The 20072-nt window shown below is 41.9% G+C and carries 17 protein-coding genes; 2 read left to right on the plus strand and 15 right to left on the minus strand.

All coding sequences use genetic code 11. The annotated features are described in order from the left end of the window. Nucleotides 1–33 precede the first annotated feature (33 nt). Nucleotides 34–2565: a hypothetical protein gene (locus BLS20_RS12055; protein WP_090174620.1), complete on the plus strand. Its 2532-nt coding sequence runs from the start codon at nt 34–36 to the stop codon at nt 2563–2565. A gap of 113 nt (nt 2566–2678) precedes the next feature. Here BLS20_RS12055 and larB read toward each other — a convergent pair whose 3' ends face one another. The 9 genes from larB to BLS20_RS12100 form a co-directional block, all read right to left on the minus strand. Next, nucleotides 2679–3443, minus strand: a complete 765-nt coding sequence (gene larB / locus BLS20_RS12060) for a nickel pincer cofactor biosynthesis protein LarB (RefSeq protein WP_090174621.1) — start codon at nt 3441–3443, stop codon at nt 2679–2681. Nucleotides 3444–3456: 13 nt separating this feature from the next. Beyond that, nucleotides 3457–4593 (minus strand): aldo/keto reductase, encoded by a 1137-nt coding sequence (locus BLS20_RS12065; protein ID WP_090174622.1) that lies wholly within the window; start codon nt 4591–4593, stop codon nt 3457–3459. Further along, complete coding sequence (gene larC / locus BLS20_RS12070; RefSeq protein WP_090174623.1) at nt 4580–5764, minus strand: nickel pincer cofactor biosynthesis protein LarC; 1185 nt, start codon at nt 5762–5764, stop codon at nt 4580–4582. Before larC ends, BLS20_RS12065 begins: the two co-directional genes overlap by 14 nt. Before the next feature lie 10 nt (nt 5765–5774). Next, nucleotides 5775–6542 carry a class I SAM-dependent methyltransferase gene (locus BLS20_RS12075; RefSeq protein ID WP_090174624.1) on the minus strand — a complete coding sequence of 256 codons (768 nt, stop codon included), beginning with the start codon at nt 6540–6542 and terminating at the stop codon, nt 5775–5777. Further along, the gene (locus tag BLS20_RS12080; RefSeq protein WP_090174625.1) at nt 6543–7208 is read right to left on the minus strand and encodes an AIR synthase-related protein; all 666 of its coding nucleotides are present in this window, start codon (nt 7206–7208) and stop codon (nt 6543–6545) included. Next, nucleotides 7198–8172, minus strand: a complete 975-nt coding sequence (locus BLS20_RS12085) for a hypothetical protein (RefSeq protein WP_090174626.1) — start codon at nt 8170–8172, stop codon at nt 7198–7200. The genes BLS20_RS12080 and BLS20_RS12085 overlap by 11 nt, the downstream gene beginning before the upstream one ends. A 275-nt stretch (nt 8173–8447) precedes the next feature. Beyond that, entirely contained in the window at nt 8448–11042 is a 2595-nt protein-coding gene (locus BLS20_RS12090; protein WP_090174627.1) for a carbohydrate-binding domain-containing protein, read from the minus strand. Nucleotides 11043–11091: 49 nt separating this feature from the next. Next, a complete protein-coding gene (locus BLS20_RS12095) occupies nt 11092–11640 on the minus strand; it encodes a nucleoside-triphosphatase (protein ID WP_090174628.1) in 549 nt (182 codons plus the stop codon). Between the two features lie 147 nt (nt 11641–11787). Then, complete coding sequence (locus BLS20_RS12100; RefSeq protein WP_242870582.1) at nt 11788–12615, minus strand: formate/nitrite transporter family protein; 828 nt, start codon at nt 12613–12615, stop codon at nt 11788–11790. A gap of 538 nt (nt 12616–13153) precedes the next feature. On the opposite strand from BLS20_RS12100, the gene BLS20_RS12105 reads away from it, so the two are divergent. Then, nucleotides 13154–14092, plus strand: a complete 939-nt coding sequence (locus BLS20_RS12105; RefSeq protein WP_176762402.1) for a DMT family transporter — start codon at nt 13154–13156, stop codon at nt 14090–14092. Here the strand turns inward: BLS20_RS12105 and BLS20_RS12110 are convergent. The 6 genes from BLS20_RS12110 to malQ all read right to left on the minus strand — a co-directional run bounded on the left by BLS20_RS12110 (nt 14073) and on the right by malQ (nt 20046). Further along, nucleotides 14073–15053 (minus strand): metal ABC transporter substrate-binding protein, encoded by a 981-nt coding sequence (locus BLS20_RS12110; protein ID WP_090174630.1) that lies wholly within the window; start codon nt 15051–15053, stop codon nt 14073–14075. The genes BLS20_RS12105 and BLS20_RS12110 overlap by 20 nt on opposite strands. After that, nucleotides 15050–15889 (minus strand): metal ABC transporter permease, encoded by an 840-nt coding sequence (locus BLS20_RS12115; RefSeq protein WP_090174631.1) that lies wholly within the window; start codon nt 15887–15889, stop codon nt 15050–15052. Before BLS20_RS12115 ends, BLS20_RS12110 begins: the two co-directional genes overlap by 4 nt. Nucleotides 15890–15891: 2 nt before the next feature. Further along, nucleotides 15892–16599 carry a metal ABC transporter ATP-binding protein gene (locus BLS20_RS12120; protein WP_090174632.1) on the minus strand — a complete coding sequence of 236 codons (708 nt, stop codon included), beginning with the start codon at nt 16597–16599 and terminating at the stop codon, nt 15892–15894. Beyond that, on the minus strand, nt 16596–17009 hold the full coding sequence (locus BLS20_RS12125) for a Fur family transcriptional regulator (protein WP_176762403.1): 414 nt from the start codon (nt 17007–17009) through the stop codon (nt 16596–16598). Before BLS20_RS12125 ends, BLS20_RS12120 begins: the two co-directional genes overlap by 4 nt. Before the next feature lie 86 nt (nt 17010–17095). Beyond that, nucleotides 17096–18382, minus strand: coding sequence for an alpha-amylase family glycosyl hydrolase (locus BLS20_RS12130; RefSeq protein WP_090174634.1), 1287 nt, complete (start codon nt 18380–18382; stop codon nt 17096–17098). Between the two features lie 131 nt (nt 18383–18513). Next, nucleotides 18514–20046, minus strand: coding sequence for a 4-alpha-glucanotransferase (gene malQ, locus BLS20_RS12135; protein WP_090174635.1), 1533 nt, complete (start codon nt 20044–20046; stop codon nt 18514–18516). Nucleotides 20047–20072 lie beyond the last annotated feature (26 nt).

Here is a 20072-nt window from a genome sequence, read left to right on the forward strand (position 1 = left end):
ATTACGATTTATCGATATAAAAGGAATAGATTTATGAGAATTCGAGCAGAAGTAAAGCAATGGCTTAAAAAAGCACTGATTTTAATTATCATTTTTTTCGCTGCCATTATCATATTTAGCATTATTACGAACCATGAAACAGAAGATTTGACCAGCGAGATGTCTTCGGCATCTTTACCTTTGATTTCCATGCAACTTGAGGATACCTCCATCAATGAACTGCATGGCTACACGACACAGATGGATGCCCGCTACATGCGCGACACCATTCTTCCTGTCACCTCCAACAATGAACTTGACTTTACGATTACCACCTACTCTGAAGATATTGAAGGTGTCTCCTATGAGCTTCGCTCTCTTGACACTTCTCAGTTAGTTGACAGTGGAACTGCTTCCTTATCTTCGCCAAGCTCCGGTAAGATTGCCGGAAGTCTTAATCTTGGAAATGTTCTCGAGAATGATACGGAATACCAGCTTATCTTCACTATGCAGACCGACCAAAAAGAGGTGTACTATTACACGCGAATTATGCCATCTGACACAAGTGAGGTGGCTGCGTGCGTTGACTTTGCCAAGATGTTCCATTCTTACAGTCTTGATGATACGAAATATTCTGAACTGGCTTCTTATATTGAGCCTGACAATACCGGCGACAATTCAACGCTTGCCAAGGTAACGATTCATTCTTCCCTTGAACAGGTGGCATGGGCGAACTTTACCGGCAGTCAGCTGAATACCGAAACCATTTCCGTAAAAGAAATTACCGGTCAGTATTCCATCGTAACCCTGCATTATGTCATGACGGAATCGACCGACAGCGGTGCCACCATCTATTATGATGTGGATGAGTATTTCCGGCTTCGTTATGCCTCTGATCGCATTTATCTGCTCGATTATGAGCGTGATATGGAGCAGCTCTTTGATGGCGAGACTTCTTCTATCTCTTCTAATCTGCTTCAGCTTGGCATTCGTAGTAGCGACGTTGATTATCTGTCTAATGAAACCGGCACCCATGCTATCTTTGTACAAAATGGTGAGCTATGGGGCTACAACGCTTCTGACAATCGACTTTGTCAGATCTTCTCTTTCCAAAGTAATGAGGGAATTGATGTGCGCGAAAATTATGACCAACACGACATCCGTCTGATTAGTATCTCAGAGAGCGGAGATGCGGATTTTGTTGTCTATGGATATATGAACCGCGGCGACCATGAAGGGCAGGTTGGCATCTGCATTTATCATTACAACTGCTCTTCTAATTCCATCGAAGAGGTTGGATTTTTGCCATTTACCCAATCATATCAGACGCTAAAGGAAGCTCTTGGTCAGCTGCTTTATGTTAGTTCGGATGATATGTTCTACTGCATGATGCAAGGCAAAGTATATCAGGTAGATCTAACCCAGGGAACCTCCAAAGTTCTTCTTGAAGACATCAGCGAAGGATATTTTGCTGCTTCTGATGCCGGCCAATATCTTGCCTACTGCGATACGGACGATCCTACCGCTATTACCATTCTTAATCTTGCCGACCAAAGTACGCAGACGATTGCGGCTGAAGATGGTGAATATATCCTGCCGTTATGCTTTATGAACGACGATTTAATCTATGGAATGGCCCGTGCCTCCGATATTCAGACGGATGCTGCCGGCAATATCAGCTATGGCATGTATCAGGTCAACATCTGTGATATGGAGCTAAATACCCTGAAGAGCTATTCTAAATCAAACTATTATACAACTTCTGCTTATGTTGACGGCGAAACCATTTACCTGAATCAGGCAGTCAAGAAAAATGGCACCTTTGTTTCAAAAGGGCAGGAAACGATCTTGAATAACGAAGAAGATTCCGCTGACCGTATTGTTCTTAATACAACCGTCACAGATGAGTATGAAACTCAGGTGCAATTGAGCTTTCCTGACGAGCTTTTAGAAACTACCACACAGCTTCTGACACCAAAGTATCTGCTTGCTAATAATCCTGATGTTACCATCTCTTTGGATCTTGACCAAAGCGTATTTTACACTTATGCTCGCGGAGAAGTCATTGCAATGTCTGCGGGTGCTGCTACTGCCATTGCCGCTGCTAATGATAATATGGGCGTTGTGGTTGACCAAAATCTTAATTACATCTGGAAACGTTCGCGCTCTACGAGTGTTTCTGAATTAATTGACAGTATCTCCTATACCGACGGCAATACTTCTTCTTTGGCTCGCTGCCTTGATGCTATGCTAGAAGTTGCCAACGAAGGGATGAGCCTTGATAATTATCTAGATAACGGCGGAACTGCTGCAGATATCATCACCTCCTCCATAGATGGAGCCCAAGCTTTGGATGTGTCCGGATGCGAACTTGAAGAAATGCTTTATTTCCTTAGCACCGGCAGATGTGTTCTGGCCAATACCGGAAAAAACAGCTATATCCTTCTTACCGGTTATTCTTCTTCTGATACGGTGTATTATTATGATCCTGACAGCAATTCTTCTAAATCTATGGAGCTGGATGATCTTTCTAAGAAACTAAGTAATGCAGGAAATCAATTCCTCACATATCGCTTTGTTGAATGAAAATAGAGGGTAGCCCCCGCAAAACCGGTGTGCTACCCTCTATTTATTTTCCCAAAACAAGATATCCGATCAAGCACAATCCTGCTACAATCAGCAAAACGATATGTTGTCCTTTATTCATCTCTTATCTGTTCCTTCCCAACGTCATTATCTGCAAGACGATTTATCTGCGCAGCTAGATACCCTGCTCCGTATCCATTATCAATATTTACTACCGCGACCCCGTTTGCACAGGAATTAATCATAGTAAGAAGCGCTGACAGTCCGTGCATACTTGCACCATAACCGACCGAAGTGGGAACTGCAATTACCGGATTTTTCACAAGACCTCCGATCACGCTTGCAAGAGCACCTTCCATTCCGGCTATCGCAATGACACAATTGGCCTGCTGTATCCGCTCTGCTCGTTCTAGCAGGCGATGAATGCCACTTACTCCCACATCATATATGCGATCTACCTTGACTCCAAAAAACTCCGCCGTCAATGCAGCCTCCTGCGCCACCGGAATATCTGCGGTTCCTGCTGTACAGATTGCAACCAGTCCGGTTCTTTCCTTATTTGCCTTTTCAATTTTTAAGATATGAGAGACTTCATCATAGCTCACCTGCGGTAACTGTGCTTTTACCGCCTCATACTGCGCCTTTGTTGCTCGAGTTCCAAGAACCTCGCCTTCTAAGTCATAAATCTCCTGATAGATTCTCACAAGATCTTCCTTAGACTTTCCACTACAAAAGACAACTTCTGCAAAACCACACCGCTCCTTTCGCGCATAGTCAAGATGAACCTGCGCCTGGTCGGCTTTTTTTAGTTGTTCATAAGCCTCTTTCGAACTGACTGTTCCTTCCGCGACCTGATCTAGTAATTTTTTTACATCCATGCCTTATTCCTTATCATGACTCAGACATCATCTGTGCAAAATCTGCCATTGCTTCTGATATTTTAATATTCTGCGGACAGACTACCTCACATTTTCTACAAGCGATACAGGCATCCGGCCTTTTGTCCTTATCAAATGTCTGCAAGCGCATTCCCGCCAAAAAACCACCTTTTGTAAATTTATGCTCATTGTACATTGCCAAAAGCTCCGGAATCTCCAAGCTCTTTGGACAATAGTTTGTACAATAACGACAAGCTGTACATGGCAGTATTTCTTTGGAAAGCATGTCTTTTACAACAGCTTGTAATGTCATTTTCTCATTCTGCGTAAGTGGAAGATTCTTCTCGTAAGTTGCGATATTCGCCTTCACCTGTTCTAGATTCGACATACCGGATAACGTGACAAATACTTCCGGAAGTGTCTGCAAAAACCGAAACGCCCAGGCTACAATCTCCTCATCCGGACGGAAACGTTTCAGCTGTTCTTCATATTGCGGTGCAAGTTTTGCAAGCATTCCGCCTCGCACCGGTTCCATAACAATTACCGGTAGATTATGGCTCGATAAAAGCCTGGTCTTTGCCTTGGCATTTTGAAATGTCCAATCAATATAATTAATCTGCAGCTGGCCAAACTCCATTCCTTCCCCATAAGCTTCTAAAAAACGATTAATTACATCCAAATCACCGTGTGCGGAAAAACCAAGATGCTTGATGCGGCCATTTTTCTTTTGCTCCATCAAGTATTCATAGATTCCATACTTTGGATTGAGATATTCTTCTATATTCATCTCACAGACATTATGAATCAGATAAAAATCAAAATACTCTACCTGACATTTTTCAAGTTGTTTTTCGAAGATTTCCTTCACCTTTGGCATGTTAGACAGGTCATATCCCGGGAACTTCGAAGCCAGATAAAAGTTCTCACGCGGATGCTTCTTAAGTGCCTTACCAAGTGCAATCTCTGATTGACCATTATGATATCCCCAAGCCGTATCATAATAATTTACACCATGCGCCATGGCATAATCTACCATCTCCTGCACGGCCTCTTGATTAATATCTTCATCGTTCTTAGAATTTTTCGGCAATCTCATGGCTCCAAATCCAAGCTTGGAAATCTGAATATCCTGAAACTTACTGTAAATCATCTTGATTCCTCCTTAATTCTTCCCGAATTTCACGAATAGTCTTTCCCTCTTTTTGTGCCACATCCGCTACATCATCAAATTCATATTTTTTCTTTGAGATTCCATATCCATGAGATTCCTTACAGCGTATTGGGCCGTATTTGGTCTGTTCTTGTGTGATTGTTCGTTCCAATACATATCTTTTAATACTCTTTTCCCGAACACCGATGGTTGTCGTGTGTTGGAAAATGGTTTCTAATATCATCTCTTTCTTATTTTCTTCACAGATTACGGTAAGATTTACTCCCGGCCTCGACTTTTTCATGCCAACCGGTGACGTAAATACTTCATTGACTCCCGCTTCAAATAAGCGTTCCATCGCATAAGCAATCTCTTCTCCTGTCATATCGTCCATATTGCAGTCAAGCTCAATCCGCTTATGCATCTGCTCTGACGTCACCCCAAGCATTGCGCGAAGACAATTCACCTGTGAAAAGTCTTTTGAACCCATGCCATAACCAATCTCTTTTACTTTCATAATGGGCATTGGTCCAAATTCATCGGCATAGTATTTGATCAGCGCTGCACCGGTTGGCGTACACAATTCGCCCTCTATCTGTCCGCCATATATTGGCACATCTTTTAAAATATATGCCGTTGCGGGCGCCGGTACCGGCAGTACTCCATGCGCACAACGTACCTGTCCGCTACCGACATGTATCGGCGAGACCACGACTTTCTCAGCTCCAAGCTGCTCCATCAAATAACATACAGCCACAACATCGGCCACTGCATCTAACATTCCTACTTCATGAAAATGGATTTGTGTCACCGGTTCATTGTGTACCTGCGATTCTGCTTCGGCAATCAGTTGATAGACCTTTGCCGCATCCTGCTTCACCTTCTCGCTCACTTTCATATGCGATAGAATGTGCTCGATTTCATGCAGGCCACTGTGATGATGGTGATGCTCATGATGGTGCCCTTCTTGTACGCCGTCCACCAAAACATGCATCTGCGTTCCGGTAATGCCACTTTTAACAACGCTCTTAGCCTCATAGGTCACGTTTGGGATGTGCAGTTCATTTAGTGTCCTTAAGATGCTTTCCCGATCCGGCAACAGCTCTAGCAATGCGGCTGTCAGCATATCTCCAGCAGCGCCCATCTTACACTCAAGATATAATGTCCTCACTTACTTTCACCTATTCCTTACAAAGAATATCAACAATATGCGCGCCTGCTCCAAGAAGCTCCGGTCTCTCACAAACACTTCGCTGATATCTGATAAATTGTTCAAATTCCTCCTGCGTTAGCTGGTTCAAAAAAGGCCGCATATAGTTAGCAGCTCCATCCGGCGAGAGAATCGTCTTACGTAATAGCCCGGCCTCCTCCTTGATTCGATTGATCTCTTCAAGTCGCACATAATCATATAAATCATCCGGTTTGGGCACCGTCTGAAAATCCTCATCAAAACGTCCTTCTTCCATGCATTCTAAGATATGTCTTTCCTTAAATGCGTATGTAATTACGCTATATTCGTTCATTATATATGCTACAAAAATATGTCCGCCCGGCTTCGTGATGCGCTTTGCCTCTAAGAGAGCCTGCATCTTTTGCTCATGTCCAATCAAATGATACATAGGTCCAAAGAATATCACCGCATCAAAACTATTATCTGCAAGTCGTTTTAATTTCAACGCATTTCCTTTAAATGCCGTAATCTGAGGACATTTCTTTTGTAGTCTTCCAAGATTATGCTGTACCGGTTCTACCGCTGTTACATCATAGCCTTCTTCAAACAAAGGTATGCTGTAGCGCCCGGTCGCCGCCCCAATATCCGCAATCTTATCCCCCGGCTTAAGGTACTGATGGATAAAATCCATGGAAATGCGATACTCAATCTGTCCATGGCGTGAGTTTAATCTTTTTTCTTCATTAAATTTGTTGTAATACTCTTCTAGGTTTGTCATCTATTCAAAATCCTTTTTTAATACCGTTAGTAATGCATCCGGCCGTGCCCGATTAAGCAGGCTCTCTTCCCCGGCCCGACAAATCACTTTCTTATTATCCGGCGTCAGATGACCGATTTTATTACAGATCAAACCGGCTTTTTTACAGGCATCCACAACCTTCATCGCCCGTTTTGTTACAAGCAGATAGCAATCCTTTGATAACAAATCCCACGGATGCAAATCATAAAATTCGCAAAATTCTACCGTTTCTTGTCGAATCATCACCCGCCTTGCATCTATCCAAAAGCCTTTTTGGTAATCCTTTGCCAATTCGTTAAGACTCTTATTTAAACCGCCTTCTGTTACTTCATAGATTGCCGCAATTTCCAAATGTTTGGGCAGGGGTTTTGCTTCCATCTTCAAGCCCCTTGATACAACCCTTGGATGAATTCTTGTTTCTAATTCTTCTTTCTTGTACTTAGCCAGATAGACCGTTGCCGCATATCCTATATTCCCTACCAGCACTAGTTCATCTCCGGCACTTAATGGCTCTATCCTCTTATTTTTCTTTTGTGCTGTCACAATCTCCCAAAGCGTTTGATTTGCGTGCGTTTTATCTGTTATTTCTAAGAATTTTTTTAGTGTTTTGGCTCGAAGGGCTCTGTTTTTTTCTCTATCGTCCATTCTTAAACGCCAATATTTCCTTGATCAAATCCACCTGGTTTGCAGCCAATGCTTTGAACATATCTCGCTTTGGACTAACTCCATATTCTTTTTGTACGCGATACAGCTTAGACTCTAACTCGCCCATCTCGCTTAAGAAGAGCGCATAGTCTTTCTCCTCGCGAATCGTCTCTAAGGTTAACTCAATCTCTTCTTCAATCTCCGCAATCAGTCCATCCTTTAATTTGCCTGACCAGTTTAGCTCCTTGCAGAATTCATTTTTCTCATATTCACTGTCAAGTGACCGCCAAATCAGCATGGTCGTATCCTCTTTTTTCAGTGCTGTTCCAAGACTTACGCCATCCAAAAGCAGCTGATAGCGCACAAAGTCTTCATCTTCTGTCTCAACCTGCTGCAGTGCGAAACAACGATTGATGTTTTTCGCTTCGTCGCGTATGATCTGCAATACAACATCCCATTCATTGTCCTCTAAACTTGTATAGGTAAATCCCTTTGTTTGCGATAGGATATTTGCCCAGAATTTTTCTACATAATTTCTTAAATAATCCGGATATGCCTTAATAGAAATCGGTGTTCTTGTCACCAATCCTTCTGCAATAGCATCAAAGAGTTCTTCCTCTTCATCTAATGACGCCAGCGTGAACTCCTCGATGAATTCTTCCTCTTCTTCCGGCAATTCGGCAAACAGCATTTCGTCCTCATCGCCTAGTTCTACGGCTCCCGTAAATAAATCCTCTTCATCTAAGATCTCATCGTCATCTACGTTTACAACCAAAAGACGTGTCCCCGGCTCGAAGTCACCGACCATTTCCTTGCATTCATACCAGGCTACAACACTTCCCTTTGGATCGTCAAAGGAACGAATCCCCATCTCTTGAAACAGCTTAAGTGCCTCATCTAGCATCTTGTTATTGTTAGCGGCATCTGCGTCTGCCACATATAAAATCTTCTCAACTTTGGACATCCATCATTCCCCTTTTTCATTCGCTGTGTTTATTCATTCTTATCTCTTATTATAGCATATCTACTCTATATTCTCCCATCAAAATAACCCTCCTTGCCGGGCAGCTTTTTCGTCCGGTAAGGAGGGGTCGTCAAGACTCGCTCGCGAGTCTTGCGCGCCGGATTCGGGTCTGCTTCAGCAGACAAATTCCTGTCCGAATCCGTGCGCATCCTCGCGGAGCGTTTAACTCAGTCGGGGTACAAGCTCCGACTGAGTTAAATCGTTTTATTGTTATCTTATTGTTTTGCCGTCAGCGATGTACTGCTTGTACCTCCGGTATATCCATTGTAATAATCATAGGTATAATCTGTATACTGGCTTGATAACGTTCCACCTGTGGAAAGCGTATAAGAACTTCCATTTGTAAGGCTTGGTGATGAGTAAAATACGCTGCTTGCGCTCATTGGTGCCTTCACTGCTATCAAGGTTGTTGAACCACTTAGGATTGCTACTGCCGCACCTGATGAAATAGACACAGAAGATGAGCTTTGGCCGCCATGTCCACTCGAACCTGGGCCACCTGTCTGACTGCTACTCGAAATGTAAGCCTGATTTACCGTTGTTGGCGTACCGTCTCCTTGCATCGAACTTGAACCAAGTGTCAATACAGTTGCACCTGATTCAAGAACAAAATCATCATCCTTATCAATCGGAGAGTTTGATGTACTTGCACCTACCCCGTATACAATGGTCGTTCCTCCATATATATACAAACTTCCATTACAATCAAGACCATCTCCATCCGATGAATATGTGATCGTCTTAGTGCTTGATCCATTTGGTACCGTTACCGAATGCGTCTGGTCTGCACCGATTGTTACATTCACATAACCACTATTAATGGTTAATGAATTGCCATCTTGTGATGTACTTTTCTTCACATAAGTTTCTTCCGTTTCATCTTCATACGTATAAACCAGCGTCTTAGAGGATGCATTAATTCCATCATCGTTTGAATAGACTCGAACCTGTGGGCTATCTGATCCGTTACCGATTGTAATTGCTTTTGCTTCTATGCCTTCATATGCTGTTGTCACTTTGACCATTGTATCTCCACTAATGGATAAGTCATTCGCTGCAGTAATTCCCTCATCCGCTGCGGCAAGTGTCAATGTTCCGCCACTAATCGACCCGGAATTATTTGCCTGAATGGCACACTCCGGTGAACCGATGATATAAACCCCGGTTCCGGTTGCAGAATAACCACTTGTACTAAGAGAATTCGCCTTAACACCGGTCTGCGTGGTATCGATTGTAATGGTTCCGCCACTGATGGTTAAACTGCCGGATGCCTCTTTCGTATATTGTGTCCCTGCCGTATAGTCAGAACCATCTTCTACCGATGTGTAAGAATATGTCTTCGCCTTTGTTCCGGCCTTAATGCCTTTATGACTTCCTGTGTCATAATTTATCGTTTCTGTTTTGGTATCACCGGATTCACTTAATGCATTCGCAGTACTTGAAATACTGTTAGATGCGTAAAAATTCGTTGCTGCATACTGATATAACGTTTCAATATTAATCGTTCCTCCGGAAATATCAACATTTTCTGCCTGAATTCCATCACCATAGCAATTGCTGATTGTTACGGTTCCTCCCGAGATTGTTGCAGTTCCACTCTTAGCATTTATTCCATCATCGTAGGTGCCATTTGTTGTAATCGTTCCATCGGTAATGGTGATATTACTACTCTTTGATTTAAGAGCTCCACCAAGATTCGACGTTAACGTCAACTCTCCACCTGCCACTGTAATGCCGCTGTTTGTTCCCTTCAGACAATCACCGTTTGAAGTAATGCTAATCGCTCCACTGTTGATGGTTAATCCTCCCTTGGTTGTGATCCCATCAGTGGGGTCATAATCTCCAAAATCCGTAGTTACGTCAATTGCATCAATTACAGAAAGAGAGGCGTCTTTATCCTCTATATCTGCCCCAAGAATAAGCGAATATTTTTTTGCACTTTGATAGATAACTCCACTTGCCGGCTCGGAAGTATTCGTATACGTGCCATACCCTTTTATTATCGAATCTCCTCTTAATACAATAGTGGTATTCGCACTAGTCTGAATGACCGGATTATTTCCCTCAAAAGAACTGTTATCAATATATAAATCATTTAATACCAACGTCACTTCAACGTCGGATGTAATCTCAATTCCGGTCAACGGATTACTTAAAGATCCTCCTGTTAATTCATAGGTGCCTGCTGCTGTGATTGTAATTGTCCTTATCTCATCACTTGTTGCAATCGTCATATTATCATCGGTTGTATCCGCTACCGACTCAAGATCTACAGACTCTGTAATAGTTCCAACCGTCAGATAATTTTCCGTTGTTCCGGTCGTATCATCTGTCGTAATATCATCCGTCTCTGTATCATCCGTCGTAGTATCATCTGTTGTCGTATCATCACTGGTGCTGGATGAAGAATCCGTAGTGCTTGAAGACTTCTTAATCGTATACTTATACGTCTTTGTCGCCTTCTTCACCTTCGTAGTTTTTAGCTTTCTATTTGTAACCTTTTTTGAAGATTTCACCGCATAAATCTTCAATTTTGTTGTTTTGGTAAATGTCAGTTTCTTCGTCTTACCACTTTTTATTACCTTTTTGGTCGTAAGCTTTTTAGAACCGGTCGTATAATAGATTTTATAACCCTTCTTTGCCTTAATCTTGATAGTGACCTTGTCCTTATAGGTGCCTGCTTTTTTAGAGATGGTATACTTTGTCGTATTTACTTTCCCGGTTGCAGCCTGCGTGTTCATCATTGGTGTAAAGCCGGCTACTACCACCACTGCGAGTGCCAATGCGAACAATTTCCTAACGTTTTTCATACGTTTCCTCCTTTTTTGTTACTACATGACAACCTCTCATCCCTCGATTTTATAACATTTCCCCTAATGCCTCTAAAACCTTCTTTGCTATTTCATTCCTGTTTTCAATTGTAACTTCCAAAACCATGACGTCCTCACGAGATGCTATTTCCTGCAGAAATTCGCGATTGGTTTTCTGTAGGACTCCGACTATGTGTTTGCCACGATTCAGGCACTCTACAACTGCCTGGTTAAATTGTGTTGCCTCTTTCTCAAGCCGACCTAGTTCATCCATCCAAATAATGTCGGCATCTGTAAGCGCCTCCCGAAGCAGATCTGCCCCAAAGCAATCAAAAGTCTCCGTAATTCCCATTCTTCGCATTCCGTTCGCCGTATGAAAGCAAAGTGCGATCGGAATATCATTTACATCGTTTTCCCTCTCCATCAGAGAGTGCATATAAAAACCTCGTCTTTTGTTGTGAATGGAAAATGGTAAGGTCTGAAATCCCCCCACGCGATATCCCTGTTCGCAAAGTGTTTCTAAAACCTTTCCTAGTGCTGTTGACTTTCCAACCTGCTTTTCCCCTGTCAAAAATATATGTTTCACGTCTTGCTTCATTTCTTTAACCTCGTAATAATTATGATACTATCTTTCCTATCATTTTACTAGAACCTTTATATTATGAATGCATAACGCTTATCAATTGCTGTAAACAAAAAATCCGCCGCAAATAATGCGACGGATTTTCCTCTTTAATTATAGGAGTTATGCTTCTTTCTTTGTTCCTTTTAAGTAGCATCCCCAGTAAATCAGTCCAACAAGAACCAAACCACCGACAATGTTACCGAGTGATACCGGCAATAGGTTCTTACCAAACATAGCACCCCACGTCAGATTCGAAAAATCAACACCTGCGTCTGTTGCTGCCTGTGCCCATGTATCATTTAATTTACAAAGAAGACCGATTGAGATGTACTGCATATTCGCAACACTATGCTCAAAACCTTCTAATACGAAAAGCATAATCGGGAAATAAAGACCAATAATCTTTCCGCCTACGGACTTCGCTGCAAATGCCATCCAAACAGCAATACATACTAAGAAGTTACATCCGATACCTTTCATGAAAGCATCTCCGAATGTCATAGATGTCTTTGCTACTGCTGTTGAAATATAAGATACTGCCAGCTGATTAGAGAATAAATTTGCCTGATGTCCACCTACGGTAATTAAAGATACCAAGATACCTCCAGCTAAGTTACCAATCCAAACAAATACCCAGTTCTTAATCATCTGTCCAACCGTAATTTCTTTTTGTAATAAAGGAATGATTAACAGACAGTTACCTGTAAATAATTCGGAACCTGCAATTAATACCATTGCAAGACCGCCAGGGAATACAACTGCTCCTAAGAACTTTGCAAGTGAAGCATTATCAACTGTTGATCCTACTGTTGTTGCTCCTACTGCTGCAAAACCAATGAACATACCTGCCAAGAGTCCTAAGAAAATCATCTTTGCGATGCTTAAGTTTGCCTTTCCTTTACCGATAGCAACATAATTTTTTGCCACTTCTGCTGGTGAATTAATCATAATTTTCCAACCTCCTACTTATTAATACTTTATATTGCTAAACAGGTTTCTATTTATGCTTTTCCCTATTCTTGTGTGCCATCAACTTAGCCCATCTATGTATTAAATAGAAAACCCATATAAGCCGTTTGTATTTTTATAAGTTCAATTTTCCTACAGTCCCTATTATATGGTCTTAACCTTCAAATGCAACATTGATAACTTTTTGGCAATTCTTTGTGGTCTTTTGTTTGTGCATATTGCATATCGCTCTAATTTCTAATGTAATTTGCTCATTTTGTATCTTCTTTTCAATACAATTTACCTTAGATTCATGGGGGTTTCCAAAATGTTATCGACAATTTTTTCGTTATTTATTTATCAATTATCCGTTGACTTTTGACAAAACTAACATTTATCAAGCTTTCAACCGGCGAAAAGAATTTCATTTTTGTTTGTTTTGCTACAAACCAATCGGTAATCAAGGAACCAAATGGTGTGTTTCTTATTGACTATATTTTTCCTTTCTTCTATAGTAAAACAGAAAAAAATAAAAGGTATGGTATCAAAGAATATGAAAAAGTTTGCAATCTTCATGCCACTTCTTGCAGGAATCTGCTGGGGCCTTACCGGTCTTTTTGTACGAAACCTGGGAGATCACGGGCTTAGTAATGTATCAATTTTGGGTGGAAGAACCGTCTTCGCCGTTCTCATTTTGCTGATTGGAATTCTTATTTATAATAAAGAGCGGTTAAAAATACGACATCTTAAGGATCTTGTGTTTATTATTTTGGCCGGCTTTGTTGGCTCTTTTGCCTTAAATGTCTGCTATAATTACACAATTAGCGTCATGACCATGTCACTTGCTGCCATCTTATTATGTCTTGCACCCATCTTTACTCTGATTTTGGCTGCCATCTTCTTTCGTGAGAAAATTACCACCAAGAAAGTGTTGTGCATGGTCTTTGCCATATTCGGCTGCGTTTTGGCAAGTGGAATTGTCGGCGACAATTCCAGCGTAAATGTCACGCTTCTTGGCGTCTTTATCGGGCTTTTGAGCGCTTTCTTTTATGGTGTATACAGCATCTGCAGTAAAGTCGTGACAAATGATGGATATACCTCGCTGACCATTACTTTCTATTCACAAGTGGTTATCCTGATTGCCTGCATTCCATTTACCAATTGGAACAGTGTCCTTCATTATATGGCCTCAGATCCTTTCCCTCATAGCGCAATCTTAATTATTCATGCGTTATTATCATCGGCTGTTCCCTATCTGCTTTTAGTGTCTTCTTTTCATCATATGGATACGGGACTTGCCACCATCATTGCCTCCGGTGCAGAACCGGTTACCGCGGCCGTCCTTGGTATGTTTTTTTATCAGGAGATCCCAACCGTCATCATCGGCATCGGGCTGGTGATTACCATTGTAGCCTTGTGCATCTTGTTAAAACCGGATGCTCCACCAAAAGAAGAACCTAGCCAAGTGCCTTCTTAAGCACCGCCAGGTTCTCCTCCATCACATCCAGATAGTTTAGTCCTTCCGCAATCTGCTGCTTTGTCGCAGATTGCAGGGATTTCATCGTAAGAATTTCCCGATTCGGATAATCTGTATATTTTAGCACTGTTCGTGCCAGGGATAAGTCCGCATTATCCAGTACCAAAATTGCATTTGCATTGCTCTCATCCATATACTTCGCTAGCAATGTAATCGTCTCAAATGTCACCTGCGTATCTGCACTGCATCCGGAATAAGCTGCATAATAACTTAGTCCATAATCTTCAACCAGATAGCGAAATGGAAAACGATCCGCGAAAACCAGCGTATCATTTGACGCTTGGGATACCACATTTTCATATTGTGCATCAAGCTCCGATAACTGCTTTATATAAGCATTTGCATTTGCTTCATACATCGCTGCATGTGCCGGATCCAGTTCCTTAACCAGTTCACATAAATACTCCACATACATGGCTGCATTTTTTACCGACAACCAGACATGCTCATCATATTCAAGTTCTTCTTCCACATGACTATGACTCATCTTCGCCTCTTCGCCGACCTCTTCTTCCTCCACTGCATCTTCACCTAGAACATCCAGCAAAGATACGATCTGAAGATCTTCATTTGCCGCTTCTTTTTGCATATCTAAAACCCACTCTTCTGACTCTCCGCCTGTGTATACAAGCAGATCCGATTCCGACATCAGCGCAACATCCTGAACCGTCGGCTGATAACTATGAAGATCGGTTCCGGAATCATTAATCAAATGTAGACTGATATATTCATTTTCTTCTCCAACAATCTGGCGAAGCCAGTCGTATTGTGGAAACAGCGTTGCCGTAATCTGGATTTTGTCAGGATCCGTTTGCGACTGCACGCTGCTGCATCCACCCAAAAGCACAGACATAACCAACATGCAGGCTGTCATTATCACTATTATTTTCTTTCTTATCATGATCTTTTCGTCCTTAATAATCCAATCACATAACAGATTGCAAATGCTACAATCTGCGCAATTACTATGGTTGCTCCTAGTGGTGTCTGAAGCATGATGGAAATCAGCATTCCTACAAGCGCACTGACAAGCGAAATAATCGCGGATGCAATGATTACCATCTTAAAACTGAAGAATAAACGCATTGCCGCTAATGCCGGAAATATGATTAATGCCGAAATCAAAAGCGAACCCACAAGCGACATTCCTACTACAATGATAATTGCGATTAAGATTGCAATCAAAAGATTAATCCGTTCCGGTTTTGTCCCGGACGCTTTTGCAAAGTCTTCATCAAATGTTACCGCAAATATTTTGTTGTAAAACAGAATGTATAATACGATAAAGATTGCCGAAAAGATTGCACAGCTAATGACTTCTGCGCTTGTTAACGTTAATATGGAAGTCGACCCAAATAAAGTGCTGCAGACATCTCCGGATACATTTTCCGATCCGCTTCCGGTACTCATCAGCATATAACCCACTGCAAGTGCCCCTACGGAAATCATCGCAATCGCAGCATCTCCCTTTATCTTGGCATGCGTTCCTGCCCGAAGCAATAAAATGGCTGCCACGAGGGTAACCGGCATGGTAAGCCATGTATTATGGGTGAGTTTTAACACCGATGCAACCGCAAGTGCTCCAAATGCCACATGTGAAAGACCATCTCCGATAAACGAATAACGCTTAAGAACAAGCGTAACTCCCATTAGTGAACTGCACAGTGCAATCAGCGCACCTACAATCAATGCATATATAACAAATGAATATTGCATATAATAAGCTAATTGTGACATGTCTACTCTTTCTCCTTTGATTTTAAGAAAATCCTGGCTGCTTTTGACTTCTTATAATCCTTTGCCGGTCCAAAATACAGCTGTGTCTTTCCCACATGCAGAATATGGGTTGCATAGGATAATGCCATATCCACATCATGAGATACCATAACAATTGTAAGTCCTTCCCGATTCAGTTTTGCAAGCAGATTATACAATTCTTGCGTCACCTTTGGATCAAGACCGGTAACCGGCTCATCAAGGACCAGTATCTTCGATGATGCACACAGCGCCCTTGCCAAAAGTACCCTTTGCTTTTGACCTCCGGACAGATGGGCATAACTTTTCTTTTTCAAATCTTCTATTTCCAGTCGTTTCATATTGTCCAAAGCATTTTTCCTTTGTTCTTTCCCATAAAAGAAATGATGGGAAAAATGCGTCATATTACCGGAAAGCACAATCTCCCAAACACTTGCCGGAAAATCTTTTTGAACAAGACTTTGCTGCGGCAAATACCCAATCTCGCCTTCTTCCATGCGACTATCGTAAATCAGACTTCCTTTCAGCGGCTTTATCAGCTTTAATAACGTCTTCATCAGTGTTGATTTACCGGTACCGTTTTCTCCAACGACACACAAATATTCTCCCGGGTTAATGGTAAAATTAAGATCCTTTGTAACAACTCCATCCTCATAACCGATGGAGAGATTTTTCGCCGTAATATAACTCATGACCCATTCCTCTTGATACAATCTTTACACATTCCATTTAACAAAGATGCGGTACAGTCCAATTCAAACCTTGTCTTTTCCCGCACATATTCATAAAACTGCTGCATATATTCATCTTCGAGATGAACCATCTTGCCACATCTAAGACAGCGCATATGCAAATGCTGCTCACAATGTCTTGCCGTATCAAGAACCTGAAAATAAGTACAATCATCCTGCGGATTCTTTGTCTTGGCAAGTTCACCTGCCTCCGTCATCTTCTCCAGATTCCGATAAACGGTCGTTAGATTTACCGACTTTGAGCATGTCTTTAGATACTCATGAATCTCTGCCGCACAAAAACGCTCATCCGGATGAAGCTGCATATATTCTTTTATATAATCCTTTATCTTCGTACGATATTCTTTCACGATAATTCTCCTTAAAAAAAGAAATGCAAACAATTTGCATTTCTCTTTATACACCATATTTTCAAAAATTGCAAGTGATTTGCAATTTAACCTATTTGATAATCGATTATAATCGGCTCGCCTTCAAACAAAAGCTGTCCGGCGCATACTTCAACACTTCTTCTCGAAATCCGATTAATATAAGTTCCGTCTTCTAGTGTCGTTGGAATCGTTCCAATGCGACCCATTATGGAGAACACGCCAAGGCATCTTTTGTTACCTTGTTCATAAGTCGCATAAATGTACTCTTTTTTCACTGCCTTTACGAAAAATGAACCTTCCCGGAAGATTTCCTCACTCTTAATTCTTTTTAGCTGCTTAATAAATGCGCTCATATCATTATGACGCCAGCTAACATCATCCTTGTCAAATAAACTCGGACGATGTGGATCGCTCTTTTCCTGTCCGTTACTAATCATCACTGCACCTTTTGCAAAAAAGCTAAATGCCGTCATGTTCTCGAGCACTCTTCTATCCGGATAATTAAATGCCGCCCTTGGACGATCATGGTCTTCAAGTGCATGTAACTTGACATAATTATTCGGATATTTGCTTTCTTGCATCTGCAACGGATTTGTAACCGCATCTAGCGGAAATCGTCCTTCATGCAAGCCACGAATCGAATGCGCGAGGTCATAGTCAAAACACATATCAAATACTTCATAAAGTTCGCCATCTGATAATGCTGTCTGTCCCTTCGCCCGAAGAGTCATGATGTCTTCTCCTTCTCCGGACTGCGCAAGCCAGATACACTCCTTGCGTACACTTTCAACTTCTTTTCTTGCGCGCATCCAAAACTCTAATGGAATTGCATAAGCTCGATTACACCGAAATCCGTCTACATATCCTGCCCAGAACTTTAAGATTTCAATCAGTTCATCCCACAGCTCCAGATTCGAGAAATCAAGTTCGACGACATCCGTCCACTCCGGATTGCGCGAAATTGGCTCCCCATCAGAATTCTGAACAAACCACTGCGGATGATTGCGAAGCATCTCGCTATCTTTGGCCGTATGATCAAATACAATATCTATCATACACTTCATACCGCGCTCATGAATCTCATCCACTATCTGCTGAAAATCATTCAAAGTTCCATATTCCGGATTAATCGCCCGATAATCACGCACCGCATATGGACTTCCGAGCATTCCCTTTCGTCCAATCTGTCCGATTGGATGAATCGGTAAAAACCAGATGATATCCGTTCCTAGATCCTGAATCCTGGCAAGATCTTTTTTGACCTCTTGAAAATTACCAACGCGTCCATAATTCCTTACGAAGACGCAGTAAATCATGCAGTTTCTCAATCCTATATCTGTTGTCTTTGCCATATTATTCCCTCTTTAACCCCTTTTTCACTCTATTCCAGTCAAGACTCGCTCTTTTATAGTAGTTTAACACACCTACTCTATTTTTCTAATGTCTTTTTCAAGCTTTTTTTAGAAGATATTCGATTTTACCATCAAGATACCCTGACACGCTCATATTCTTTTGCAAGCTCTAACATCTCGTTTTTTACCTTATCTGTCAATTTCTGTTGATTCATCCTCCAACGCCAATTTAATCCCCCCAGCGTGGATGGCATATTCAGTCTGGCTTCTTCTCCGATCTTTAGATAATCCTGCATCGGAACAATTACCACCTTGGCCTTACTTGCAAACAGCGCATCAAGCAGCGCCTTTATGGCATCCTCTTTTGTTTCAAGTTGTAACGAACGTCGAATCGTTTGCTTTGCCTTTCTAGAACATTTCCTATACCAGCCTACCAGTGTATCATTGTCATGGGTTCCGGTATAAGCAATACAGTTCTCCGGATAATACTGTGGAAGGTAGTCATTATTTAGATACTCTCCATAGCCAAATTGCATCACTTTCATGCCCGGATAGCCGGTCGCATCCAAAAGTTCACGCACCTGCGGCGTAATCAATCCCAAATCCTCTGCTATGATTGGCATGTTGCCAAGTGTCATCTGCGCCACCTTAAACAGTTCTTTTCCCGGACCTTTTTTCCATTCTCCGGCCGTTGCATCCTCGTCCCCATACGGAACAGAATAATAAGATTCAAATCCCCGGAAGTGATCAATGCGAATCACATCATACCGCCTGAGATTTTGACGGATGCGCGCTATCCACCAGCGATACTCCGTAAGATGATGTTCTTCCCAATTATATAAGGGGTTGCCCCATAACTGTCCTTTTGTAGCAAAACTATCCGGCGGACAACCTGCTACACCGGTCGGATTCCCCTCTTCATCTAATTGAAACAGCTCTGGATTGGCCCAGGTATCTGCACTGTCATATGCCACATAAATAGGTAGATCTCCAATAATCCTAATTCCTTTTTTATTTGCATAGGATTTTAGGTTTGTCCACTCACGGTCAAATTCGTATTGAAGATATTCATAAAATCGTATCTCATCTTGATATTTTTCAAAAGCCACACGCATTGCCTTATCTTCACGAAATCGCAGTTCCTTTGGCCATGCTGCAAACGGCTTTCCTTTTTGTGCATCTTTGATGGCACTGTAGAAAGCGTAATCCACTATCCAAGCCCAATTATCGCGTACATATTCTTCAAAGGCTTTTCGGTCAGCATCATATTCTTGTGCGGTCCATTTCTTCTTTGGCGCTTTCGCGTAGGGACTATTGTGATAGGCTGCCTTAAGCATTGCAAAGCGTCCCTTGTAAATCTTGTCATAATCCACATATCCGTGCTGCCCGCCAAAATCATAGGTGCCAGCTTCTTCTTCCGTTAGATATCCAAGCCTGATTAGCTCCTTAGGATCAATAAAATATACATTTCCGGCAAACGTAGAAGAACTTTGATATGGCGAATCTCCATAGCCAGTCTGGCAAAGCGGAAGAATCTGCCAATATTTTTGACCTGTTTCTTCTAGAAAATCTATCCATTCATAAGCTTCTTTTGAAAAGCATCCAATTCCGTACGGTCCCGGAAGCGATGCCACCGGAAGCAATACTCCGCAACTTTTTCTCATCTAATTATTATGACTCCTTCTTTCCT

This window comes from Eubacterium oxidoreducens, assembly GCF_900104415.1.
GTDB classification, from domain to species: domain Bacteria; phylum Bacillota; class Clostridia; order Lachnospirales; family Lachnospiraceae; genus Eubacterium_C; species Eubacterium_C oxidoreducens.